The organism is Streptomyces sp. NPDC058796, from assembly GCF_042745235.1.
Lineage (GTDB): Bacteria > Actinomycetota > Actinomycetes > Streptomycetales > Streptomycetaceae > Streptomyces.
In genome coordinates, this window is record NZ_JBHYOP010000003.1 from 52,264 (window position 1) to 71,924 (window position 19,661).

The window sequence follows — 19,661 nt, forward strand, 5'->3', positions numbered from 1 at the left end:
AACGGGATGAGCGAGGGCATGCGCAGGCCGACGCGCTGGTGGGGGCGGAAGAGCACGCCGGCGAAGGTGGAGACGTACACGCGGTGGTCGTTCCACTTCTTCGGGGTCGCGGAGATCGTCGCCGCGGGGCTGTCCGCGTTCGGTCAGGTCGACGCGCGGCTCGCGGTCGTGCTCTTCCTGGCGGTCACCGCGCACGCCGTCGTCCTCATGGTGGTCGCGTCCCGGACCTTGGACTGGGAGCTCGGCCTGCGGGCAAAGCCCGTGCGACTGCTGTGGGTCCTCGCCGTCCTCACCATGGTGATCGCCGCCGCCGCGCTCACCTTCGCCAAGCGCGGCCCGGACAACGACGCCGCCGCCGCGGCGGCGGGTGGCGTCTTCGGGTGCGTCGTGACCATCGGGTCCGGTGTCCTCGCCCTCGGGGTGCGCAGCCACCGGCACACGGCCGCGCTCGTCCTCGGTGTCGCGGCCGGGGCCGGAGCCCTGTCGCTCGTGCTGGGCGTTCCGGGCCCCGCCGCGCTGTTCACGGCGGGCGTGGTGCTCGTGGGCGGCGGTTTCATCTCCTTCACCTGCGTGTTCTCCGTGTGGCTGCTCAACGCGGTCTACCAGCTCGACGAGGCGCGGGAGACCCGCACCCGGCTCGCCGTCGCCGAGGAGCGGCTGCGCTTCGGCCGGGACCTGCACGACGTGATGGGACGGAACCTGGCGGTGATCGCCCTCAAGAGCGAGCTGGCCGTCCAGCTGTCCCGGCGCGGCCGGCCCGAGGCGGTGGAGCAGATGATCGAGGTGCAGCGCATCGCCCAGGAGTCGCAGCGGGAGGTCCGGGACGTCGTGCGCGGCTACCGGGAGGCCGCCCTGGAGGTCGAGCTGGCCGGTGCCCGGGGCGTGCTCTCGGCGGCCGGCATCGACGCGGAGGTCACCGGCGAGACGGACGGGCTGCCCGCCGAGGTGCAGTCGGCGCTCGGCTGGGTGGTGCGGGAGGCGACGACCAACGTGCTGCGGCACGGGAACGCGCAGAAGTGTGCCGTGGCGGTACGAGTTTCGGAGGGACGTGCGGTGCTGACGGTGGAGAACGACGGCGTGGCGGAGGCGACGGAGGACGGCGGTGCCGCGCGGCCGGGCGGCTCCGGGCTCGCGGGGCTGCGGGAGCGGCTGGCCGCCGTGGACGGCACGCTGGAGGCCGGAAGCGCGGGCAGGGGCGTGTTCCGGCTGAGGGCCGAGGTCCCGCTGCCCGCGCCCGCCGGGGCGGGCGTGCTGGAGGCCGCGTCGTGACGATGCCCGTACGGGTGCTGCTCGCCGACGACGAGCACCTCATCCGCGGGGCGCTGGCCGCCCTGCTCTCCCTGGAGGAGGACCTCACCGTGGTCGCCGAGGCGGCCACCGGGCCGGAGGCACTGGCGATGGCGCGGGCCCACGAACCGGACGTCGCCGTGCTGGATCTCCAGATGCCCGGCGCCGACGGTGTGAAGGTCGCCACATCGCTGCGGGCCGAGCTGCCCGCCTGCCGGGTGCTGATCGTGACCAGTCACGGGCGGCCCGGCCATCTGAAGCGGGCGCTCGCGGCGGGGGTGCGCGGATTCGTGCCCAAGACGGTCAGCGCCCAGCGGCTCGCCGAGCTGATCCGCACCGTGCACGCCGGAAACCGTTACGTCGACCCCGAGTTGGCGGCCGACGCGATCTCCGCCGGGGACTCGCCGCTGACCGCGCGGGAGGCCGAGGTGCTGGAGCACGCCGCCGACGGGGCGCCCGTCGCGGAGATCGCCGAGCGGGCCGCGCTCGCCGAGGGAACCGTGCGGAACTACCTGTCCTCGGCCGCCAGCAAGCTCGGCGCGGAGAACCGGCACGCGGCGGTGCGGCTCGCGAGGGAGCGGGGTTGGGTATAGTGGCTGTCGCGCCACGGGGAAACCCACGGCGCGGAGTGCGAACGTAGCTCAGTTGGTAGAGCGCAACCTTGCCAAGGTTGAGGTCGCGAGTTCGAACCTCGTCGTTCGCTCCACATGAGGAAGCCCCCGGTCCCGGCCGGGGGCTTCTTAGTGCCTACGACCAGCTCAGGCCGGTCAGGCGCTCGTAGGCCTCCACGTACTTGGCGCGGGTCGCGTCCACTACCTGCCGGGGCAGCGGCGGCGGGGGCTGCTCGCTCTTCCGGTCCCAGCCGGACTCCGCCGAGGTCAGCCAGTCCCGGACGAACTGCTTGTCGTACGACGGCTGCGCGCGGCCCGGCTGCCACTGGTCGGCCGGCCAGAAGCGGGAGGAGTCCGGGGTGAGCACCTCGTCGGCGAGGATCAGGTCGTCGCCGTCGAGGCCGAACTCGAACTTGGTGTCGGCCAGCACGATGCCGCGTTCGCGGGCGACGTCCCGGGCGCGGGAGTAGACGGCGAGGGTGGCCTGGCGCAGGCGGGCCGCGGTGTCCGCGCCGACCTGATGGGCGACCTGCTCGTAGGAGACGTTCTCGTCGTGCTCGCCGACCTCGGCCTTGGTGGCCGGGGTGAAGATCGGGGCGGGCAGCTCCGAGCCGTCGACGAGGCCCTCGGGCAGGGCGAGGCCGCAGACCGTACGGGTCTCGTTGTACTCGGCCAGCCCCGAGCCGGTGAGGTAGCCGCGGGCCACGCACTCCACGGGGACCATCCGCAGGGACTTGCAGACCAGGGCGCGGCCCTCCCAGTCGGCGGGGGCGCCGGGGGGCAGCTCGGTGCTCAGCACGTGGTTCGGGACCAGGTCGGCGAGCTGCTCGAACCACCACAGGGAGAGCTGCGTGAGGACCCGGCCCTTGTCGGGGATCTCGGTCGGCAGCACCCAGTCGTAGGCGGAGATGCGGTCGCTGGCGACCATCACGAGGTCGCCCGCCTCGTTCTGGTACAGCTCGCGCACCTTGCCGGTGTGCAGATGCACCAGACCCGGAACCTGGAGCGGCTCGGGCTTTTCGACGAATCCGGACACGGTTCCTCCCCGTGGTTCTGTCCAATGGGTCGATTGTCCCGTACATCCCGGGGAGCGGGGACGGCGGGTCAGTCCCGTTTGCAGATGCGGTCCAGGAGGTTGGCGGTGGCCCGCTGGACGCGCGGGTCGACGTGGCCCGGACGGTCCAGGGCCGGGGACCAGGCGAACGTCCCGGACGCGAAGACCCAGGCGCCCGACGGCGCCCGGTACAGCGACGTCTCCTGGTGGCGGCGGGCGCCGTCCGCGTCGGTGTAGGGGCTGTGCGCCAGCAGGACCCGCTCGTCGTGCTCGGGGAGCGGGGCGCGCGGGAAGTAGCGGTCGGCCTCACCGGCGACCATGTCCTCGATCTCGTCGCCCTCGTGGGCTCCGGTCGCCTCCCACAGCCAGTGGCCGGCGTTGCGGACGATCATCGGATGCGGTTCGGGGACGCGGCCGGCGTACTGGATGCCGAGGAGCTGCTGCTCGGGCCGGTCGATCTCCCGCCACAGCACCGGCTTGCCCGGTCCCTTGCGCTTGCGGCAGGTCAGCAGGCGGTCGGGGGTGCCGGACGGGGACGGGCCGAGCTCCACCTGCCAGTACATGGTGTTGGCGGAGAGGAAGACCAGGGAGGTGCCGTGCTCGCGGGCGAGTTCCGTGGTGCGGCGCATCGGGACGGACCAGTACTCGTCGTGCCCGGGGAAGACCAGGCCCCGGTAGCGGGTGGGGTCGATGCGGCCGGAGTGCAGGTCGCGGGCGTCGGCGTAGGCGAGGTCGTAGCCGTAGCGCTCGGCGAAGCGGATGAAGTCGTAGGCGTGGCCGACGTGCAGGGGGAGCCCGGCGCCCGCGTACGGGCGGTCGAACGAGACGGTCGTCGCGGCGTCCGCCTCGCCCAGCAGGCGGCCCTCCTCGTCCCAGGCGTGATACAGGCTGGCGCCGGTGCGGCCGTCCTCCGGATAGAGGTTGTACGCCTGCCAGGTGATGTCCGGCAGGAGGAGCAGCAGGTCGGCGGGGTGGCTGTCGCGGACCGTGAAGGGCACGTGGGAACGGTGGCCGTCGGCGGTGGTCAGGACGGCGACGTACGCGCCGATGTTCCAGTACGACGGGATCTGCAGCCGCCAGGACAGCCACCAGTGGTGGCAGGAGACCGTGCGGTCGGCGGTCAGCGGCGGGGGCTGGACGATGCCGGACAGGCGGGGACTGGTGGTGATCTTGGCGGCGCCGTCACCGCCGTAGTGGCCGATGCGGTAGACGTCGACGCTGAACTCCTGCGGCGGGTCGACCGTGATGTGGAAGTCGATGGCCTCGCCGGGGGCGGCGGCTCCGGTGGCGGTGAAGCCCTTGATCTGGCGGCGGACGTCGTCGGCGGCGCGCGGGCCGACGCCGACGGTGCGCCGCTCGCGGGCCCTGGTGCCGTCCGTGTCCGGTGCGGCGTCCGGGTCCGCGTACCAGGCGACGACCTGGCCGGTGTCGCCGAAGTACGTCTCGCCGCCGCGCAGCCAGGGCACGGGCCCCTGTCCGAAGGGGTCCGTGACTGCGTGCGCGAGTGCGCCGGACTCCCAGCGGCGGATCTGCTCGGGCCCCATGGGACAGTCCCCTCCCTCGTGCCCCCGTGGTCGTGCGTATGACGAACGCCTTTGCCATGTGCGCGATCGGTCCCAGCACATCACATTTCGCGCGCGTGCGGTCACTGTTCGTCGCGAAGCGGCCGAAAGTGGAATCCAGGGGTCCGCTTTGAGCGGGCGGGATGACATCGAGAGGGGGCGGACCTGAGTCTGGCGCTGGGGCTGCGGCTGGGTCAGACGAGGCGCACCGGCTTCTCGGGGCGCACGCCGAGCTCGGCCAGCCAGGCGCGCAGCGGGTCCGGGTCACCGGTCTCCACGAGGCTGCGGACGTGGGAGGCCAGATCGGCGGCTCGGGCGCCGTCGACCAGGAGGGACGGTCCGTCGAGCCAGTCGAGGCCGGGGGCCGCGCCGACGGTGTCCATGGCCGCGCAGCACACCATCGCCGTGATGTGGGCGGTGAGTATCTCGCGACCGGTGCGCGGGGGCTGCAGGGGGAGCAGGGGGAGCGCGCGGTCGTCCCAGAGGGCGGTGTCCGGGGCAACCGGCCCGGCGTCCGCCCCTGAGACAGCGGACGGGGCCGGGGCTCCCGAGGGCTGTGCCTGTACTTCCTCGCGGGCCAGCTCGGCACTGAGCCCGGCGGCGAGGGCGGCACCGCGGGTGGTGGTACCGGCGAGGTCGTCATCGTCGTCGGGGACGAGAGCGATGTCGTCGGGGACGAGGGCGATGCCGTCGGGGACGAGAGCGATGCCGGTGTCGGTGCAGGACTCGGCCGCCGGGCCGTCCGCGGGTGCGGGGCCGTCCGGGGGCGCGGTCGTGAGGTGGTCCAGGACACGGGACAGGGTCGGACCGTCCGTGCCCGGTGCGGCCCCCTCGGCGGCGCGGCGGACACCCAGCGCGTCCAGGACGCGGTGGAGGCGGGCCGCGTCCGTGCGCCAGGTCCGGTCGACGACCTCCTCGGGATACTCCTCCCAGCCGACCGGCGCCCAGTCCGGGCCGGTCCCGGCCGGGCCCCCGTGGAAGAGACGCGCGGCCAGGAGCGAGACCGCCTCGTCCATCGCCCCGGGCTCCTCCAGCAGGTCGCACGCGGGGCGCTCGCCCAGACGGGAGGTGAAGCCCTCGGCCAGCCGGTCGCGGCGGGACAGCTCCGTGAGCGCGGCGACGACGCCCACGTCCAGCCGGGAGGGCCAGCGGCCCATCCGCCAGGCGGGCAGCGCCACCCGGGTCAGCAGCCGGTCCCAGCCCGCGTAGGCAAGCCCGACCTGCTCCTGGGCGACGATCCGCAGACCGTAGTCCACAGCCTGTGCACGCTCCGCGGCGGCCGCGGCGACCCCGCGCTCCATCTCGGCCGCGTGCACCCGGCAGCTGCGCAGCAGGAGCCGGGACACCCAGCCGAGGCCCGCGCCGACCGCGCGGGACAGCGGCCCCCGCCCGACGTCCGACGCCGCCGCCACCGCCGCGTCCAGGCCCCGTATGAAACGGCGGGCCGCGGCTATGTCGGGGTGGGCCGAGGGCCCCGTACCGGCGACGACCGGGGCGAGGACGGCGCGCAGCTCCCCCACCCGCATCCACCACAGGAAGGGCGAACCGATGACGAGGACGGGCGCGGCGGCACTCCGGCGGCGGGCGGGTCCGCCCGGTACGGACGCGTCGTCGCGCTCCTGGGCGGACGGCGGGCCGTGGGCCGGGTGGGTGCGGTCCTCCAGCCAGCTGTCGCAGTCCGGAGTGAGCGCTATCGCGGAGGGAGCGGGGACGTCGAGCCGGTCGGCCAGGTCGCGGACCATCCGGTAGAGGTCGGGGGCCGACTCCTCGGCGACCGCGACCGTCGGCGTGACGGCGGGCCGGGAGCGGGTGACGACCAGGGCGACCGCGGCGGCGGCAGCCAGAACGAGGAGGGCGAGCACGGACACGGCCCAGCGGACGATGTCCCAGCCCCCGCCCACCAGGTGCCCGGTCGAGCCGCCCGCCAGCAGGATCACGGCGGCGGCAGCGGGCAGCAGGGCGACGGCGATCCCCCTGCTCCGGATGCGCAGCACGGCCAGCGCCCGGGAACGCGCGGCCTGCGCGCCCAGCTCCACTTCACTACCGATAGCGGTCACGACCGGACCTCACCCCCTCCTCGCTGTCCTGTCCGTCCAGGGCTGTCCTGCTGCTCTCCCGCTCTTGCTCACTCACCCCACTGTGGCACCCGCCACTGACATCGCAATGCCGGTGGGCCAAGTGCCGGACGCTTGCGCGGCACCCTAGTTGGGGGTCGTGCACCCGTCAGCCGTATAGCCCATCGGTCACTCGATGGAATGGCTTTGGGGAAAGGTGGGTGACGGACGGCAAGGATCAGGCCCCGGCTCCTGAGACGGAGCCGGGGCCTGTCGGGTTCGGGTTCGGGTTACGCGCCCGCCGCCTTCGCCGCGATGTCCGTGCGGTGCTGGGAGCCGTCGAGGCCGATGCGGGCGACGGCCCGGTACGCGCGGTCGCGGGCCTCGGTGAGGTCGGTCCCGGTGGCGGTGACGGACAGCACGCGGCCGCCGGCGCTGACGACCGCGTCGCCCTCGCGCCGGGTGCCGGCGTGCAGGACGTAGGCGTGCGGGGCGTCCTGGGCGGCGACCTCGTCGAGTCCGGTGATCGGGTCGCCGGTGCGCGGGGTGCCGGGGTAGTTGTGGGAGGCGACGACCACGGTGACGGCCGCGTCGTCGCTCCAGCGCAGCGGCTCGAGGTCGGCGAGGTTGCCGGTGGCGGCGGCCATCAGCAGTCCGGCGAGCGGGGTGCGCAGCCGGGCCAGCACGACCTGGGTCTCGGGGTCGCCGAAGCGGGCGTTGAACTCGATCACGCGGACGCCGCGCGAGGTGATCGCCAGACCGGCGTACAGCAGCCCGGAGAACGGGGTGCCGCGGCGGCGCATCTCGTCGACGGTCGGCTGGAGGACGCTCTCCACGACCTCGTCGACCAGCTTCGGGTCGGCCCACGGCAGCGGCGAGTACGCGCCCATGCCGCCGGTGTTGGGGCCCTCGTCGCCGTCGAGGGCGCGCTTGAAGTCCTGGGCGGGCTGGAGCGGGCGGACGTTCTCGCCGTCGGTGATGGCGAAGAGGGAGACCTCGGGACCGTCCAGGTACTCCTCGATGACGACGCGGTCGCAGGCCGCCGCGTGCGCGCGGGCCGCCTCGACGTCGTCGGTGACGACGACGCCCTTGCCTGCGGCGAGCCCGTCGTCCTTGACGACGTAGGGGGCGCCGAAGGCGTCCAGGGCCGCGTCGACCTCGTCCGCGTTCGTGCAGACGTACGAGCGGGCCGTGGGCACGCCGGCGGCGGCCATGACGTCCTTGGCGAAGGCCTTGGAGCCCTCCAGCCGAGCGGCCTCCCCGGAGGGGCCGAAGACCGGGACGCCCGCCTCACGCACGGCGTCGGCGACCCCGGCGACGAGGGGCGCCTCGGGCCCGACGACGACCAGCTCGGCACCGAGCCGGGTGGCGAGCGCGGTGACGGCCGCACCGTCGAGGGCGTCGACCTGGTGCAGTTCGGCGACCTCGGCGATACCGGCGTTGCCGGGTGCGCAGTGCAGCGCGGTGACGTCGGGGTCGAGGGACAGGGAACGGCACAGGGCGTGTTCGCGGGCGCCGCCGCCGATGACAAGGACCTTCACGGGGGTCAGCCTAATGGGAACGGGCCGGTGTGCTTTGTGCGGGCTTCCGAAGGGACGGGGAGTGGAGGCTTGTACCTTCCTCCAGCTCGGGCTCGGCCGTGCTCGTCACCCGTCCACGTGCTACTCGTTCGCGATCTCCTCGACCACGGTCGCTCCCAGTTCCCGTACCAGCAGCTCCTTGCCGGAGAGGGCCGACTCGTCCAGGTCGGGGTCGTCGTCCTCGGGGATGTCGTCCTCGGGGGAGACCGGTCGCGGCTCGGGCGCCGGGGGTCTGGGCGCGGGGGCGGGTGCGGCGGGCGGGGCGGACGCGGGGGCCGGGGCGGACGGTGCCGGGGCCGGAGGCCGGGCGGCGGGCGAGGGCTCCGACGGGCGCGGCGCGGGCGCACCGCCGCCGAAGCCGCCACCGCCTCCACCGGCGGTGTTCCCGAAGCCGCCGGTGCCGCCGGGACCGCCGTACCCACCGGGGGCCGCGGGTGCCGAGCCGCCCGACGGATCGACGACCGCCTCGATCTTCCACTGCACGTTGAACTGCTCGGTCAGGGCCTGCCGCAGCACGTCCTCGCTGCCGCTGCTCAGGAAGTTGTCGCGGGCACCGGCGTTGACGAAGCCGACCTGGAGGGTGGTGCCGTCGAAGCCGGTCACCTGGGCGTTCTGGCTGAGCAGGATCCAGGTGAACCGGCGGCGGTTCTTCACCGCCTCCAGGATGTTGGGCCAGATCTGGCGGGGGTCCACGCCGGACCCCGGCGGCGGGGCGGCGGGCGCGGCGGCGGCCGGCGCGGGGGCGGCCGGGGTACGGGGCTGGCCGCCGCCCGCGGGTGCCGCGGTGGGCCACCCTCCGGGCCGCCGTCCGCCACCCGCGGGCGTCGCGGTGGGCCACGCACCCGGCGCGGGCGACGAGGCGGGCGGAGCGGCGTCGGGCGCGGGAGCCGGCGCCGGAGGGGAGGCAGGGGCGGGAGCGGGAGTGGCCTGAGGCGAGCCGCCGCCGTCCCCGAGGGAGTGACCGGCACCGCCACCGGCACCGGCAGGCGGCTCCGGGGCGGGGCCGCCCTGGCCGGCCGCCGCCGGGCCGCCGGCCCCGCCCGCGGGCCCACGCACCGCCGCCCGCGCGGCGGCGGGCCCACCGCCCGGCGGAACCGGAGCGACGGGAGTGGAGGCGGAAGCGGAGGGAGCCGTGACGCCGGCGTGCGCCTCGGGCCCGGGCGCGTATCCCATGGCGGGCGCGCCCGCACCTGCCGAGAACTGCACGCCACGCTCGATGCGGTCCAGCCGCGCCATCACCGAACGCTCGTCGCCGTACGCGGCGGGCAGCAGCACGCGCGCGCAGATCAGCTCCAGCTGGAGGCGCGGCGAGTGGGCGCCCCGCATCTCGGTGAGCCCCTCGTTGACGATGTCGGCGGCGCGGCTCAGCTCGGCGGCGCCGAAGGAACCCGCCTGGGCCTGCATCCGCTCCACGACGTCGGCGGGGGCGTCGATGAGCCCCTTCTCCGCGGCGTCGGGCACGGCGGCGAGGATCACCAGGTCACGCAGGCGCTCCAGCAGGTCGGTGACGAAGCGCCGCGGGTCGTTGCCGCTCTCGATCACCCGGTCGACGACCTCGAAGGCGGCCGAGCCGTCCCCTGTGACGAACGCCTCGACGACGGAGTCGAGAAGCGAGCCGTCCGTGTAGCCGAGCAGGGCGGTCGTCATGTCGTACGTCACTCCGTCGGCACCGGCGCCCGCGAGCAGCTGGTCCATGACGGACATGGAGTCACGGACCGACCCCGCGCCGGCCCGCACCACCAGGGGCAGCACGCCCTCCTCGACCGGGATCTCCTCCTTGCCGCAGACCTCGCCGAGGTAGTCGCGCAGGGTGCCGGGCGGCACGAGACGGAAGGGGTAGTGGTGGGTCCGCGACCGGATGGTGCCGATGACCTTCTCGGGCTCGGTGGTCGCGAAGATGAACTTGAGGTGCTCCGGGGGCTCCTCGACGACCTTCAGCAGCGCGTTGAAGCCCTGCGGCGAGACCATGTGGGCCTCGTCGATGATGTAGATCTTGTACCGGCTGGAGGCGGGCCCGAAGAACGCCTTCTCTCGCAGGTCACGGGCATCGTCCACGCCTCCGTGGGAGGCGGCGTCGATCTCGATGACGTCGATGGAACCCGGGCCGTTCCTGGCCAGGTCACGGCAGGACTGGCACTCGCCGCACGGGGTGGGGGTGGGGCCCTGCTCGCAGTTCAGACAGCGCGCCAGGATGCGGGCGCTCGTCGTCTTGCCGCAGCCGCGCGGCCCGCTGAACAGGTACGCGTGATTGACCCGGTTGTTCCGCAGCGCCTGCTGCAGCGGGTCGGTGACATGCCCCTGACCGATGACCTCGGCGAAGGACTCCGGGCGGTAACGGCGGTAGAGCGCGAGAGACGACACGCATACGAGGTTATAGGCGCCCGCTGACAACCGGACCGCCCCGGGAACGCAGGCGCCCCCCACGCACCCGCCAGAGCCAACCTACCCTTGCTGCCTTCCGGCCCTGGGGGAGTTCAGTCAGATAGCGCCGCGTGAGGGGCTGGACCACACGTTACCCGATCCGGGGCCCCGGGAACGAGTTCGCGAGCACTCTCCGACGTCATGTAATGTTCTCTGCGGAGGATTCGCCTAGAGGCCTAGGGCGCACGCTTGGAAAGCGTGTTGGGGGCAACCCCTCACGAGTTCGAATCTCGTATCCTCCGCCAGTGCCTCACCGGGCACGATGTCGAAGGGCCCCCTGGAAACAGGGGGCCCTTCGACATGCCTGGTGCATCAGCGCCGCCGCGCGGGCCACCACGGGCACGGTGACGGCGGACACGCTGCTCGTCCTGCTGTCCTTGGCTTCGGGCGGGGGGACGCGGTCCGCCCGGTCGTCGTCGTCCTCGTGAAGGGAAATGGTCCTTTCCGGCCGTCGTTCATCCCGGACCTCGTGGGAAACGGAGTGTGGCGCGCTACCTCTCGACGCGGATCCGCCTCGACTCGCTCACCTGGTCGATCTCCGACACCCGGACCGTCGTCCTCATCGTCCAGGTGCCGGGGAGCGGGAGGGTGAGGGAGTTGGCGCTCCAGTAGCCGCCCCGGTCCACGAGTTCCGCGTCGATCGGTCCCACCTCCTGGTCGGGCAGGGTGAAGGAGAGGCGCAGTTCGGGTACGGCGGCCAGGCTGCCGTCGGGGCCGAAGACGACGGCCTGGACGGCGTTGTCGCCGGTGCGGCCGGGGTCCAGGGTGATCTGGACGGTGCCGCGGCCGATGTCACCGATCTCGAAGGGGATCGTGGTGACGGACGCGGGCAGCACTCCGCCCGCCGGTGCGGTCCGCGCCGCCTCGGCCGCCGCGCGGCCCGGGACGGTGCTGGTGAGCACGGTCGTGACTGCGAGCACGACGGCCGCGACGGTGGCCTCGGCGACGACCGACCTCCGCAGTCCCCGGCGGTGGGCGTCCACGGCGGTCCCGGCCGCCGGCGCCGGCCCGGGCGGCTCCGGGGCGGGCCCCCCGCCCCCGGCCTCCCCTCCCCCGGGCGGCCCGCCCACCCGTTCCGGCACCCTTTCGGGGGCCCGCTCCCGCTCCCGTTCTCGTAGGACTGTGCCGGAGTCAGCCAGTGCCGCCGTCCACCGTCGCGAGACCGCCGCCGCGGCCAGCAGCACGGCGACCGCCGCCAGCTTGGCCAGCAGCAGCCTGCCGAACGCCGTCCCGGTGAGCGCCTGCCAGGAACCGAGGCCGCGCCAGGACTGGTAGACGCCGGTGACCGCCAGGACGGTCACGGAAGCGAACGCGACTCGGGAGAAGCGGGCGACGACGGCGGCGTCCGTGGTGCCGCGCAGGGTGACGAGGAGGGCGACGAGGCCGCCGAGCCAGACGGCGGTGGCGAGCAGGTGCAGCACGGACGACGTCATCGCGACCGGCACCTGGATGCCGGCGGAGGCGTGCTCGGCCGCGGCCCAGGTCAGGGCGAGACCGACGGCGAGCGCGACGCCCGCCGCGGCGGAGACGGGGGTGCGTACGCGGCGCCGGGCGGCGCGGACCAGGAGGAGCGCCACCGGTACCAGCAGCGCCAGCCTGGCCAGCAGCAGCGCGCCCGGCCGGGTCGACGCCGTGTCGCCGAGGGCGGAGACGTCCAGGACCGCCGACGGTCCCGTCCCCGCCTCGTACGGGGCCCTGAGCAGCAGCAGGGCGGCGGTGGACGCCAGCAGGGTCCACCAGGACGCCACCAGCGGACGGCGCAGCGGGGCGGGGTCCGGTGGGCGGCACAGGGCGACGAAGGCGGCCGCGCCGATGAGCAGGGCGGCGGCGAGGTGGGCGAGGTAGCGGGCGATGTGGTGGAGGGCCGCGGTCGCGGGGTGCTCGGTGGGGCCCGGGTCCACCGCCGCCGTCGCCGCGGAGGGCTTGCCGACGGAGAAGGTGAAGGCGCCGGAGACGGGGTGGCTGTCGGCCGACACCACCCGCCAGGCCACGGTGTACGTGCCCTCGCCGAGCTCGCCCGACAGCGTGACGCGGGCCGTGTCGGAACGGCCCTCGGCACGTCCGGCCTCCCCCGTGCGCACCCGGTGGCCCCCGGGGTCCAGGACGCGGAAGGAGTCGTCGCGCAGGCCGACGGACTCGGTGAAGGTCAGGGTGACGTGGCGCGGGGCCGACCGGAGCACGCTGCCGTCCCCCGGGTCGGTGGAACGGAGGGCGGCGTGGGCGGACGCCGGTCCGGCGGCGCCGACGCCGAGCACGAGCAGGGCGAACACGGCGCCCATGAGCACCGGCCACCGCCGCTCCCATGGCCCCCGCACTCGCCGGTTCACGGCACGCGCACCGCCATCACGCCTCACGTCGCATCTCCGTCGTCGGGACCCACTGCCTCGGGGATACGTACGGTTGCGGGGGCCGCGCCGCTCAGCGGATGTCCGGCCGGTTCCTCACCACGACGAGCGTGCCGTCACCCCGCCGTCCACCACGAGGTCGTGGCCGGTGATCCAGGACGCCAGCCGCGAGGCCAGGAAGACGCAGGCGTCGCCCACGTCCTCCGGCCGGCCCAGCCGCCCCGCGGGCGCCGCCCGCCGCCACCGCCGTACGCCCTCCGGCCAGGCCCGGTCGAGGCCGTCCCGGTCGATGAGGCCGGGCGAGACGGAGTTGACCCGCACCCCCCACGGCCCGTACTCCAGGGCCGCCGAACGGGCGTGCATCACGACCGCCGCCTTGGAGGCGCTGTAGTGCGCGTGGGCGGGGGCCGGCGCGCCCGCCTCGATGGACGCGATGTGGGTGACGGTGCCGCCGCCGTCCTGGTCCCGCATGATCCCGGCGGCGGCCTGCGTGCACGCGAAGACGCCGGTGAGATTGGTGTCCACGACCTCCCGCCATTCGGCGGCCGTCATGCCGGGCAGCTCCCGCAGCGGCTGCACGCCGGCGTTGTTGACCAGCGCGGTCAGCCGTCCGCCGCCCCAGTCGGCGGCGTCCTCGACCAGGGCGCGGCAGGCGTCCTCGTCGGTGAGGTCGGCGCGCAGCACGGTCGCCCGGCCGCCGTGGTCCCGGATCCGTGCGGCCACGTCCCGGGCCGCCGCCACCGCCGTACGGCAGTGCACCGCGACCGCCGCGCCCTCCTCGGCGAACCGCAGCGCGATGCCCCGGCCGATGCCGCCGCCCGCGCCGGTGACCAGGGCGACCTGTCCGTCGAGGAGAGTCATGGGCGGCACAGTTCCACGATCCGCGCCGCCTGGTCCGGGTAGCGCGCCGTGAGTCGGGCCGCGTCGCCGTGCTCGTAGTCCCCGTAGGTGAAGCCGGGCGCCATCGTGCAGCCGAAGAGCGACCACGCGCCGCCCGTCCTCACCCGGCCGCCCATCCAGGTCCCGGCAGGGACGGTGAACTGCACGTGCTGCCCGCCCAGGACGTCCGGCCCCAGCACGGCGGTGCGCGTGCCGCCGTCCGGGTCGAGGAGCAGCAGCTCCAGCGGGTCGCCGAGGTAGAAGTGCCAGACCTCGTCGGAGGGCAGGCGGTGCAGTGCGGAGAAGTCGTCCGGGCGGGCGGTCAGCAGCGCCACGATGGCGGAACCGGCGGGGCGTCCGTCGGGGCACCCGGGACCGGCCCAGGTACGGCGGAACAGGCCGCCCTCTCGGGGGATGGGTTCCAGCCCGTAGTGCGCGATCAGGTCCTCGGCGGTCGGCGTGCGCGTCACGCCGGGAAGGCTACCTCCCGGCGGAGGAAGGCGAGTTGCGCCTTCTTCTCCGGCAGGTACACCTCCGGCAGGTCGACCTCGGGCAGCACGACGGCCGGACCGGCGGTGAAGCCCTGCTTGAGGAAGCGGGCGATCGCCTTCTCGTTGCCGACGTCCGGGTCGACCACGATGCGTTCGCGGTCCAGGCCGATGAGGACGTACGCCATCAGGGCCGACGCCAGCGCGGCCGTCCAGCCGGGGCGCGCGCCCTCCGGCCCCGCGGGCGCGAGCAGCAGGTGGACGCCGATGTCACCGGGTTCGGCCTCGTAGCACTCGCTCACCCGGTCGGCCTCGGGGTCGTAGGTCTGGAGCAGCGCGACCGGCGCGCCGTCCTTCACGACCAGGAAGGCGTGGTGGGTCTCGAGCGTGTCCATGTGGGCGTAGACGCCCGCGACCTGATCGCGCGTGAGGCCGGTCATGCCCCAGAAGGCCGCGCGCTCCTCGCTCACCCAGCGGTGGATCACATCGGCGTCCTCGGCGGGGTCGAGGGGGAGGACGCGGACGGTGCCGAAGCCGCCGAGCTCCTGCTCGTGGACGGGGGTGCGGGAGGCGTACGGCGGCGTGGGAGCGGCCTGGCGCGGGTCAGTCATCGGTTTCCTTCGTGAGCCGGTCGAAGTCGGTGACCACCGGGGCGAGTTCGCCGCCGAGCCACAGGGGCTGCTGGTCGCGGTGGTGGGGTGAGCCGGGGACGCCCGAGGCGCCGAGGGGCACCACCCAGCGGCTGTGCTCCCGGTCGGCCAGGTCCCAGATGTAGCGGGCGGCGGGGCCGCGCGCGGCACGGTCGGTGAGTCCGGGGACGGCGGAGGTGCAGAGCACGCAGTCGTGGTCGCCGGACAGGCCCGGTTCCGGGCGGCCCGAGGTGTCCGGCAGAGCCCGCCAGGGGGCGAGGCGGTGGGTGTCGCCCCAGGTTCCGGCGGGGGGCCGGGCGGCCACCTCCTCCAGCGCGGCGCGGACGGTCTCGGCGCGGTCGATGCCGTAGAGGTCGTCCGCGCGCAGGAGGTGTTCGAGGGCGTAGGCGACGCGTGGGACGAGGGCGAGCCAGGGTTGGAGCACCTCGGGGTACGCGGGCGGGACGGCCGCCGGTGCGAGCGCCGGGTGCGCGACGAGGCGCCGCACGACGGCCGCGCGGACGGCCGCGTACGCCGCCGCGTCGGCGCTGTCCGCGTCCATGTGCCGGTCCCAGGCGAGGAGGCGGTCGCGCAGGACGGCGGCCTCGGGGGACAGGACAGCGGCCTTGGGGGGCGGGGCAGCGGCCTCCGGGGGCGCGGCGGTGGCCTCGCGGGGCGGGCCGTCGAGTGCGGCGAGGCGGTCCAGGAGGGGGCCGGCCGAGGCGAGGTGGGTGTCCGTGTGGATCGCGGACATGTCGGCCGCGGACCAGCGTTCCCTGCCCGCGAGCAGGGCGGCGATGCGGTCGGCGCGGTGCGGCGGGGCGAACTCGACGCCGAGCGGGGTGGCCGGGCCGCGCTGGTTGGCCATCACGGCGACGCCGTCGGTCAGGCCGGCGCGGGGCGGGGTGTGCCAGCCGGTCCACTCGTGGCCGGGCTCCCAGGCGGGTACCGGGCGCAGGCCGTTCGCGGCGGGGCGCACGGGTACGCGGCCCGCCACCCGGTGCAGCAGCCCGCCCTCGGTGTCCGCCGCCTGCACGACGTTGACCGGCTCCGCCCACGCGTCCAGGGCGCGGTCCACGTCGGCGACCCGGCGGGCCCGCAGCAGCGGCAGCAGGGCGCTGAAACCGAGGTCGGCGGTGACACGGGGCGGGTGGCGCAGGCTGAGGGCGGCCGGGGTGCCGTCGTCGAGGCCCTCGGGTCCGCCGGCGATCACCGGGCCGCGGTCGGTCTCGATGATCTCGACCTCCACGGGGTCCTCGCCCGCGACGTGGATGGTCTCCGTGTGCCGGGCGGCGCGGTGCCAGGTGCCGTCGGGGCCCAGCGCCTCGACGCCGGCGCCGGTGCGGCGCAGCCGTTCCCGGTAGAGGTCCTGGTAGTCGGCCATGGCGTTGGTGATGGCCCAGGCGACCGTGCCGGTGTGGCCGAAGTGGGCGATGCCGGGGACGCCGGGCACGGCGAGGCCGACGACGTCGAACTCCGGGCACGACAGGTGGATCTGCTGGTAGACGCCGGGGTCCTCGATGAAGCGGTGCGGGTCGCCGGCGATGAGCGCGTGTCCGGTGACGGTGCGGTCGCCGGATACCAGCCAGCCGTTGCTGCCGGCGGTGCCGGGGCCGTCGGTGGCGAAGAGGGCCACGGCGTCCGGGCCGAGGCGGGCGGTGATGTGCTCGCGCCAGAGCTTGGCGGGGAAGCCGGCGAAGAGGATGTGCGTGGCGAGCCAGACGGCGAGCGGGGTCCAGGGTTCCCAGTGGCCCGGGGTGAGGTCCACCCGGGCGAACTCGGGGGCGTCGCAGGCGGCGAGCCCCTCGTTCACGCCGTCCGCGTACGCCCTTGCCCAGGCGGCCGTCTCCGGGTCCTTGTCCTCCAGCGCGGCGAGGCAGCGGCGGGCGGTGTCGGCGAGGCGGGCGCGGCGGGCCAGGCGGTCCCAGGACAGGGCCTCGGGGCCGAGGAAGGACGCGGAGGTGCCCTGGGCGCGGTGCCGCTCGACCTCCAGCTGCCAGGCGCGGTCCCGGGCGGTGACCCGGCCCTGGGCGTGGGCGAGTTCGTCCGCGTCCTGCGCGCGGAGGTGGGGGATTCCCCAGGCGTCGCGGTATGTCTCGGCGCTCACCCCTGTGCCCCTACTTTCCTTTAGGTTAGGCTCACCTAAGTGTTTGGTCGTGGCCGAATAGTACGTGAAGGGTGAAGAAACGATGGGGCAGGGGCGGGGTTGGGAGGGCGCGGTCCTCAAGCTGATGCGGGGCAAGGACTTCGAGTTCACCGTGACGGACGCTGAGGACGTGACGCCGGACTTCCGGCGGCTGCGGCTGACCGACGGCGGCATGCTGGCGGCGACCGGGGTGCACCCGACGATGTGGGTGCGGCTGTGGTTCGAGAACGCGGGCAAGCCGCACCAGCGGGCGTACACGCTGGTCGACCCGGACCCGGAGGCCGGCACGTTCAGCATGGAGTTCGCCCTGCACGAGGGGTGCGCGAGCGACTGGGCGCGGGCGGCGAAGGCGGGGGACACGATCGAGGCGACGGTCCAGGGCACGGGGTTCGAGGTGCCGCAGCCCCTCCCCTCCCGGGTCTTCGCGGTCGCGGACCCGGCGTCGCTGCCCGCGCTGAACTCGCTGCTCGACGCGATGGGGGCGGTGCCCGCGACCATCTGGTTCGAGGGCGGCGGCGCGGAGGACGGCCTGCCCTTCCGTACCGTCCCCGAGCGGCACGAGGTCCGCACGGTGCCGCGCCGGGACGCGGGCGCGCATCTGGTGGGGCGGGTGAAGGAGGAGCTGCCGGAGCTGCTGCGGGCGGCTCCCGAGCCGTACGTGTGGATCGCCTGCGACACGGCGACGACGCGGGCGCTGGGGGCGTACGTCCGCAAGGAGCTGGGGGTGGCCAAGCAGCGGGTGAACGCGCTGGGGTACTGGCGCGCGACCTGAGCCGTTGCTTGCGATCATCGGGGGTATGGACGTCACACTGCACCTCGCCCAGGACCCCGAGGCCGACGAGCTGCTCGGCCGCAGTCCGCTCGCCGCGCTGGTGGGCATGCTGCTCGACCAGCAAGTGCCCATGGAGTGGGCGTTCAAGGGGCCGTCGACCATCGCGCGGCGGATGGGCGCGGAGGACCTGGACGCGCACGACATCGCGGCGTACGACCCGGAGGCCTTCGCGGCACTGCTCTCCGAGAAGCCGGCGGTGCACCGTTATCCCGGCTCGATGGCGGGCCGGGTTCAGCAGCTGTGCCGGTACCTCGTCGAGACGTACGACGGTGATGCCGAGGCGGTGTGGCGGGGTGTCGGCAGTGGCAAGGAGCTGCTGAAGCGGCTCCAGGACCTGCCGGGCTTCGGCAAGCAGAAGGCCCAGATCTTCCTGGCCCTGCTGGGCAAGCAGCTCGGCGTCCGGCCGGAGGGCTGGCGGGAGGCGGCCGGGGCTTACGGCGAGCCGGATTCCTTCCGGTCGGTGGCCGACATCACCGGGCCCGAGTCGCTGACGAAGGTGCGGGCGTACAAGCAGGAGGCCAAGGCTGCGGCGAAGGCCTCCGGCGGTTGAGCGGGGTGCCTGCGGCGCCTGTGCGGGTTCGGTGGGGGTGCGGGTAGCGCGGGGCGTGGTGTTGTGGGTCGGGGCCGCGCCGGGGGTGTCCGTCCTCGGAACGGCGCGGAATCGGTCGGCTACGGGGCTGAACGGCGCGGACGCGCCAACCGCTGCGGACACCCCCCGACACGTCCCCCTTCCCGCCGTACACGGCTTTCCGCCCGTGCGCGGTGCGCGGGTGGGCGGGGGACCGCGCCATCGCGCGCGGCTGCGGGCGGCGGGGCGCTACGCCGCCGGGCTGCGGACCCGTCCGCTCAGCTGCCCCAGCTGCGGGCAGTCGTGCCGCGGGGGCGCCTCTCGCTCAGGCAGCGCCGGGAGTGGGGGAGGCACCCCGTCGCGCCGGGCCGCGAGACGCATCCCCGCGCCCACCCCCACGCCGGACTCCCCCGGAACACCCGCGCCCCGGGCACCGTCAGCCTGACAGCCCACCCCAAGTGGCGCGGCCCACCGCGCCGTTCCCAGCATGGAGCATGACCGAGCCACCGAGCGGCGCTCCCGGTAGTCAGCCGTACGACGACCGCGGGGTGCACACCCGGACCGCCGGCCGGGGCGAGCGCGAGCACGAACCCGAGCCGGCCCTCGAGGGACCACTGCACCTGCTGTCCCGCACCGCGTGGCAGACCGTGCTGCTCACCGGGGCCGCCTCCCTGGTCCTCGGCGTGCTGGTCCTGGTCTGGCCGGGCGCGTCGCTGCTCGCCGCCGGAGTGCTCTTCGGCCTCTACCTCGTCGTCAGCGGCGTCCTCCAACTGGCCGCCGCCTTCGGCACGCACCGGACGACCTCGCTGCGGGTCCTCGCCTTCATCAGCGGTGCCGTGTCGATCCTGCTCGGCCTGTTCTGTTTCCGCGGGCACCTGCAGTCGGTGCTGCTGCTCGCGCTGTGGATCGGCATCGGCTGGCTGTTCCGCGGTGTCACACAGATCGTGGCCGCCGTGCACGACCCCGCGATGCCGGCGCGCGGCTGGCACGTCCTCCTCGGCGTCGTCACCGTCGTCGCCGGGATCGTCCTGATCGACTCGCCGGTCGAGTCGGCCACCGTGCTCATGCTGGTCGGCGGCTGGTGGCTGGTCGTCGTCGGGGTGGTGGAGATCGTCACGGCCGCGGGCCTGCGCCGTCGCGCCCGCCAGGTCCCGCGCACGCTGTGAACGGCGCGCGCTACGCCGAGCGGGCGGTTCTCGCACCGG

Annotated in this window: 15 protein-coding genes, 2 tRNA genes and 1 other RNA gene; 7 read left to right on the top strand and 11 right to left on the bottom strand. The window is 74.7% G+C overall.

Annotation, left to right across the window (positions count from 1 at the left end):
* The first annotated feature begins 18 nt into the window (after nucleotides 1–18).
* The 3 genes from ACFW47_RS08880 to ACFW47_RS08890 all read left to right on the top strand — a co-directional run bounded on the left by ACFW47_RS08880 (nucleotide 19) and on the right by ACFW47_RS08890 (nucleotide 1,993).
* The gene (locus ACFW47_RS08880; RefSeq protein ID WP_386287691.1) at nucleotides 19–1,269 is read left to right on the top strand and encodes a sensor histidine kinase; all 1,251 of its coding nucleotides are present in this window, start codon (nucleotides 19–21) and stop codon (nucleotides 1,267–1,269) included.
* 2 nt (nucleotides 1,270–1,271) lie between these two features.
* Nucleotides 1,272–1,880: a response regulator transcription factor gene (locus ACFW47_RS08885; RefSeq protein ID WP_217248849.1), complete on the top strand. Its 609-nt coding sequence runs from the start codon at nucleotides 1,272–1,274 to the stop codon at nucleotides 1,878–1,880.
* Between the two features lie 37 nt (nucleotides 1,881–1,917).
* Nucleotides 1,918–1,993 (top strand) — tRNA-Gly (locus ACFW47_RS08890).
* A gap of 41 nt (nucleotides 1,994–2,034) precedes the next feature.
* On the opposite strand, the gene ACFW47_RS08895 is transcribed toward ACFW47_RS08890, so the two are convergent.
* The 6 genes from ACFW47_RS08895 to ffs form a co-directional block, all read right to left on the bottom strand.
* The gene (locus tag ACFW47_RS08895; RefSeq protein ID WP_386287693.1) at nucleotides 2,035–2,934 is read right to left on the bottom strand and encodes a phosphoribosylaminoimidazolesuccinocarboxamide synthase; all 900 of its coding nucleotides are present in this window, start codon (nucleotides 2,932–2,934) and stop codon (nucleotides 2,035–2,037) included.
* A 68-nt stretch (nucleotides 2,935–3,002) separates the two neighbouring features.
* On the bottom strand, nucleotides 3,003–4,496 hold the full coding sequence (locus ACFW47_RS08900; RefSeq protein WP_386287695.1) for a N,N-dimethylformamidase beta subunit family domain-containing protein: 1,494 nt from the start codon (nucleotides 4,494–4,496) through the stop codon (nucleotides 3,003–3,005).
* 212 nt (nucleotides 4,497–4,708) lie between these two features.
* Nucleotides 4,709–6,571 carry a hypothetical protein gene (locus ACFW47_RS08905; protein WP_386305285.1) on the bottom strand — a complete coding sequence of 621 codons (1,863 nt, stop codon included), beginning with the start codon at nucleotides 6,569–6,571 and terminating at the stop codon, nucleotides 4,709–4,711.
* 287 nt (nucleotides 6,572–6,858) lie between these two features.
* On the bottom strand, nucleotides 6,859–8,109 hold the full coding sequence (gene purD / locus ACFW47_RS08910) for a phosphoribosylamine--glycine ligase (RefSeq protein WP_386287699.1): 1,251 nt from the start codon (nucleotides 8,107–8,109) through the stop codon (nucleotides 6,859–6,861).
* 120 nt (nucleotides 8,110–8,229) lie between these two features.
* Nucleotides 8,230–10,509, bottom strand: a complete 2,280-nt coding sequence (locus ACFW47_RS08915) for a DNA polymerase III subunit gamma and tau (RefSeq protein WP_386305287.1) — start codon at nucleotides 10,507–10,509, stop codon at nucleotides 8,230–8,232.
* A gap of 47 nt (nucleotides 10,510–10,556) precedes the next feature.
* An RNA gene (gene ffs / locus ACFW47_RS08920) (signal recognition particle sRNA small type) lies at nucleotides 10,557–10,653 on the bottom strand.
* 73 nt (nucleotides 10,654–10,726) lie between these two features.
* On the opposite strand from ffs, the gene ACFW47_RS08925 reads away from it, so the two are divergent.
* A tRNA-Ser gene (locus tag ACFW47_RS08925) sits at nucleotides 10,727–10,814 on the top strand.
* Between the two features lie 246 nt (nucleotides 10,815–11,060).
* On the opposite strand, the gene ACFW47_RS08930 is transcribed toward ACFW47_RS08925, so the two are convergent.
* From ACFW47_RS08930 to ACFW47_RS08950, 5 genes are all read right to left on the bottom strand, one after another.
* On the bottom strand, nucleotides 11,061–12,848 hold the full coding sequence (locus ACFW47_RS08930) for a copper resistance protein CopC (protein WP_386305289.1): 1,788 nt from the start codon (nucleotides 12,846–12,848) through the stop codon (nucleotides 11,061–11,063).
* 162 nt (nucleotides 12,849–13,010) lie between these two features.
* Nucleotides 13,011–13,775 (bottom strand): SDR family NAD(P)-dependent oxidoreductase, encoded by a 765-nt coding sequence (locus ACFW47_RS08935; protein WP_386305291.1) that lies wholly within the window; start codon nucleotides 13,773–13,775, stop codon nucleotides 13,011–13,013.
* Nucleotides 13,772–14,263, bottom strand: a complete 492-nt coding sequence (locus ACFW47_RS08940; protein ID WP_386287707.1) for a cupin domain-containing protein — start codon at nucleotides 14,261–14,263, stop codon at nucleotides 13,772–13,774. Before ACFW47_RS08940 ends, ACFW47_RS08935 begins: the two co-directional genes overlap by 4 nt.
* Nucleotides 14,260–14,892: a GNAT family N-acetyltransferase gene (locus tag ACFW47_RS08945; protein WP_386287708.1), complete on the bottom strand. Its 633-nt coding sequence runs from the start codon at nucleotides 14,890–14,892 to the stop codon at nucleotides 14,260–14,262. Before ACFW47_RS08945 ends, ACFW47_RS08940 begins: the two co-directional genes overlap by 4 nt.
* Entirely contained in the window at nucleotides 14,885–17,017 is a 2,133-nt protein-coding gene (locus ACFW47_RS08950; RefSeq protein ID WP_386305293.1) for a penicillin acylase family protein, read from the bottom strand. The genes ACFW47_RS08945 and ACFW47_RS08950 overlap by 8 nt, the downstream gene beginning before the upstream one ends.
* 82 nt (nucleotides 17,018–17,099) lie before the next feature.
* Here ACFW47_RS08950 and ACFW47_RS08955 point away from each other — a divergent pair, with 82 nt between their 5' ends.
* The 3 genes from ACFW47_RS08955 (at nucleotide 17,100) to ACFW47_RS08965 (ending at nucleotide 19,622) form a co-directional block, all read left to right on the top strand.
* Nucleotides 17,100–17,828, top strand: a complete 729-nt coding sequence (locus tag ACFW47_RS08955) for a siderophore-interacting protein (RefSeq protein WP_386287712.1) — start codon at nucleotides 17,100–17,102, stop codon at nucleotides 17,826–17,828.
* 25 nt (nucleotides 17,829–17,853) lie between these two features.
* Nucleotides 17,854–18,438 (top strand): HhH-GPD-type base excision DNA repair protein, encoded by a 585-nt coding sequence (locus ACFW47_RS08960; RefSeq protein ID WP_386287714.1) that lies wholly within the window; start codon nucleotides 17,854–17,856, stop codon nucleotides 18,436–18,438.
* 512 nt (nucleotides 18,439–18,950) lie between these two features.
* On the top strand, nucleotides 18,951–19,622 hold the full coding sequence (locus tag ACFW47_RS08965; RefSeq protein WP_386287716.1) for an HdeD family acid-resistance protein: 672 nt from the start codon (nucleotides 18,951–18,953) through the stop codon (nucleotides 19,620–19,622).
* Nucleotides 19,623–19,661: the final 39 nt, after the last annotated feature.

Coding starts and splice junctions, on each gene's coding strand:
- ACFW47_RS08945 (WP_386287708.1), bottom strand. CDS start 14,892: ATGACTGACCCGCGCCAGGCCGCTCCCACGCCGCCGTACGCCTCCCGC.
- ACFW47_RS08930 (WP_386305289.1), bottom strand. CDS start 12,848: ATGGGCGCCGTGTTCGCCCTGCTCGTGCTCGGCGTCGGCGCCGCCGGA.
- ACFW47_RS08955 (WP_386287712.1), top strand. CDS start 17,100: ATGGGGCAGGGGCGGGGTTGGGAGGGCGCGGTCCTCAAGCTGATGCGG.
- ACFW47_RS08960 (WP_386287714.1), top strand. CDS start 17,854: ATGGACGTCACACTGCACCTCGCCCAGGACCCCGAGGCCGACGAGCTG.
- ACFW47_RS08885 (WP_217248849.1), top strand. CDS start 1,272: ATGCCCGTACGGGTGCTGCTCGCCGACGACGAGCACCTCATCCGCGGG.
- ACFW47_RS08935 (WP_386305291.1), bottom strand. CDS start 13,775: ATGACTCTCCTCGACGGACAGGTCGCCCTGGTCACCGGCGCGGGCGGC.
- ACFW47_RS08965 (WP_386287716.1), top strand. CDS start 18,951: ATGACCGAGCCACCGAGCGGCGCTCCCGGTAGTCAGCCGTACGACGAC.
- ACFW47_RS08880 (WP_386287691.1), top strand. CDS start 19: ATGCGCAGGCCGACGCGCTGGTGGGGGCGGAAGAGCACGCCGGCGAAG.
- ACFW47_RS08900 (WP_386287695.1), bottom strand. CDS start 4,496: ATGGGGCCCGAGCAGATCCGCCGCTGGGAGTCCGGCGCACTCGCGCAC.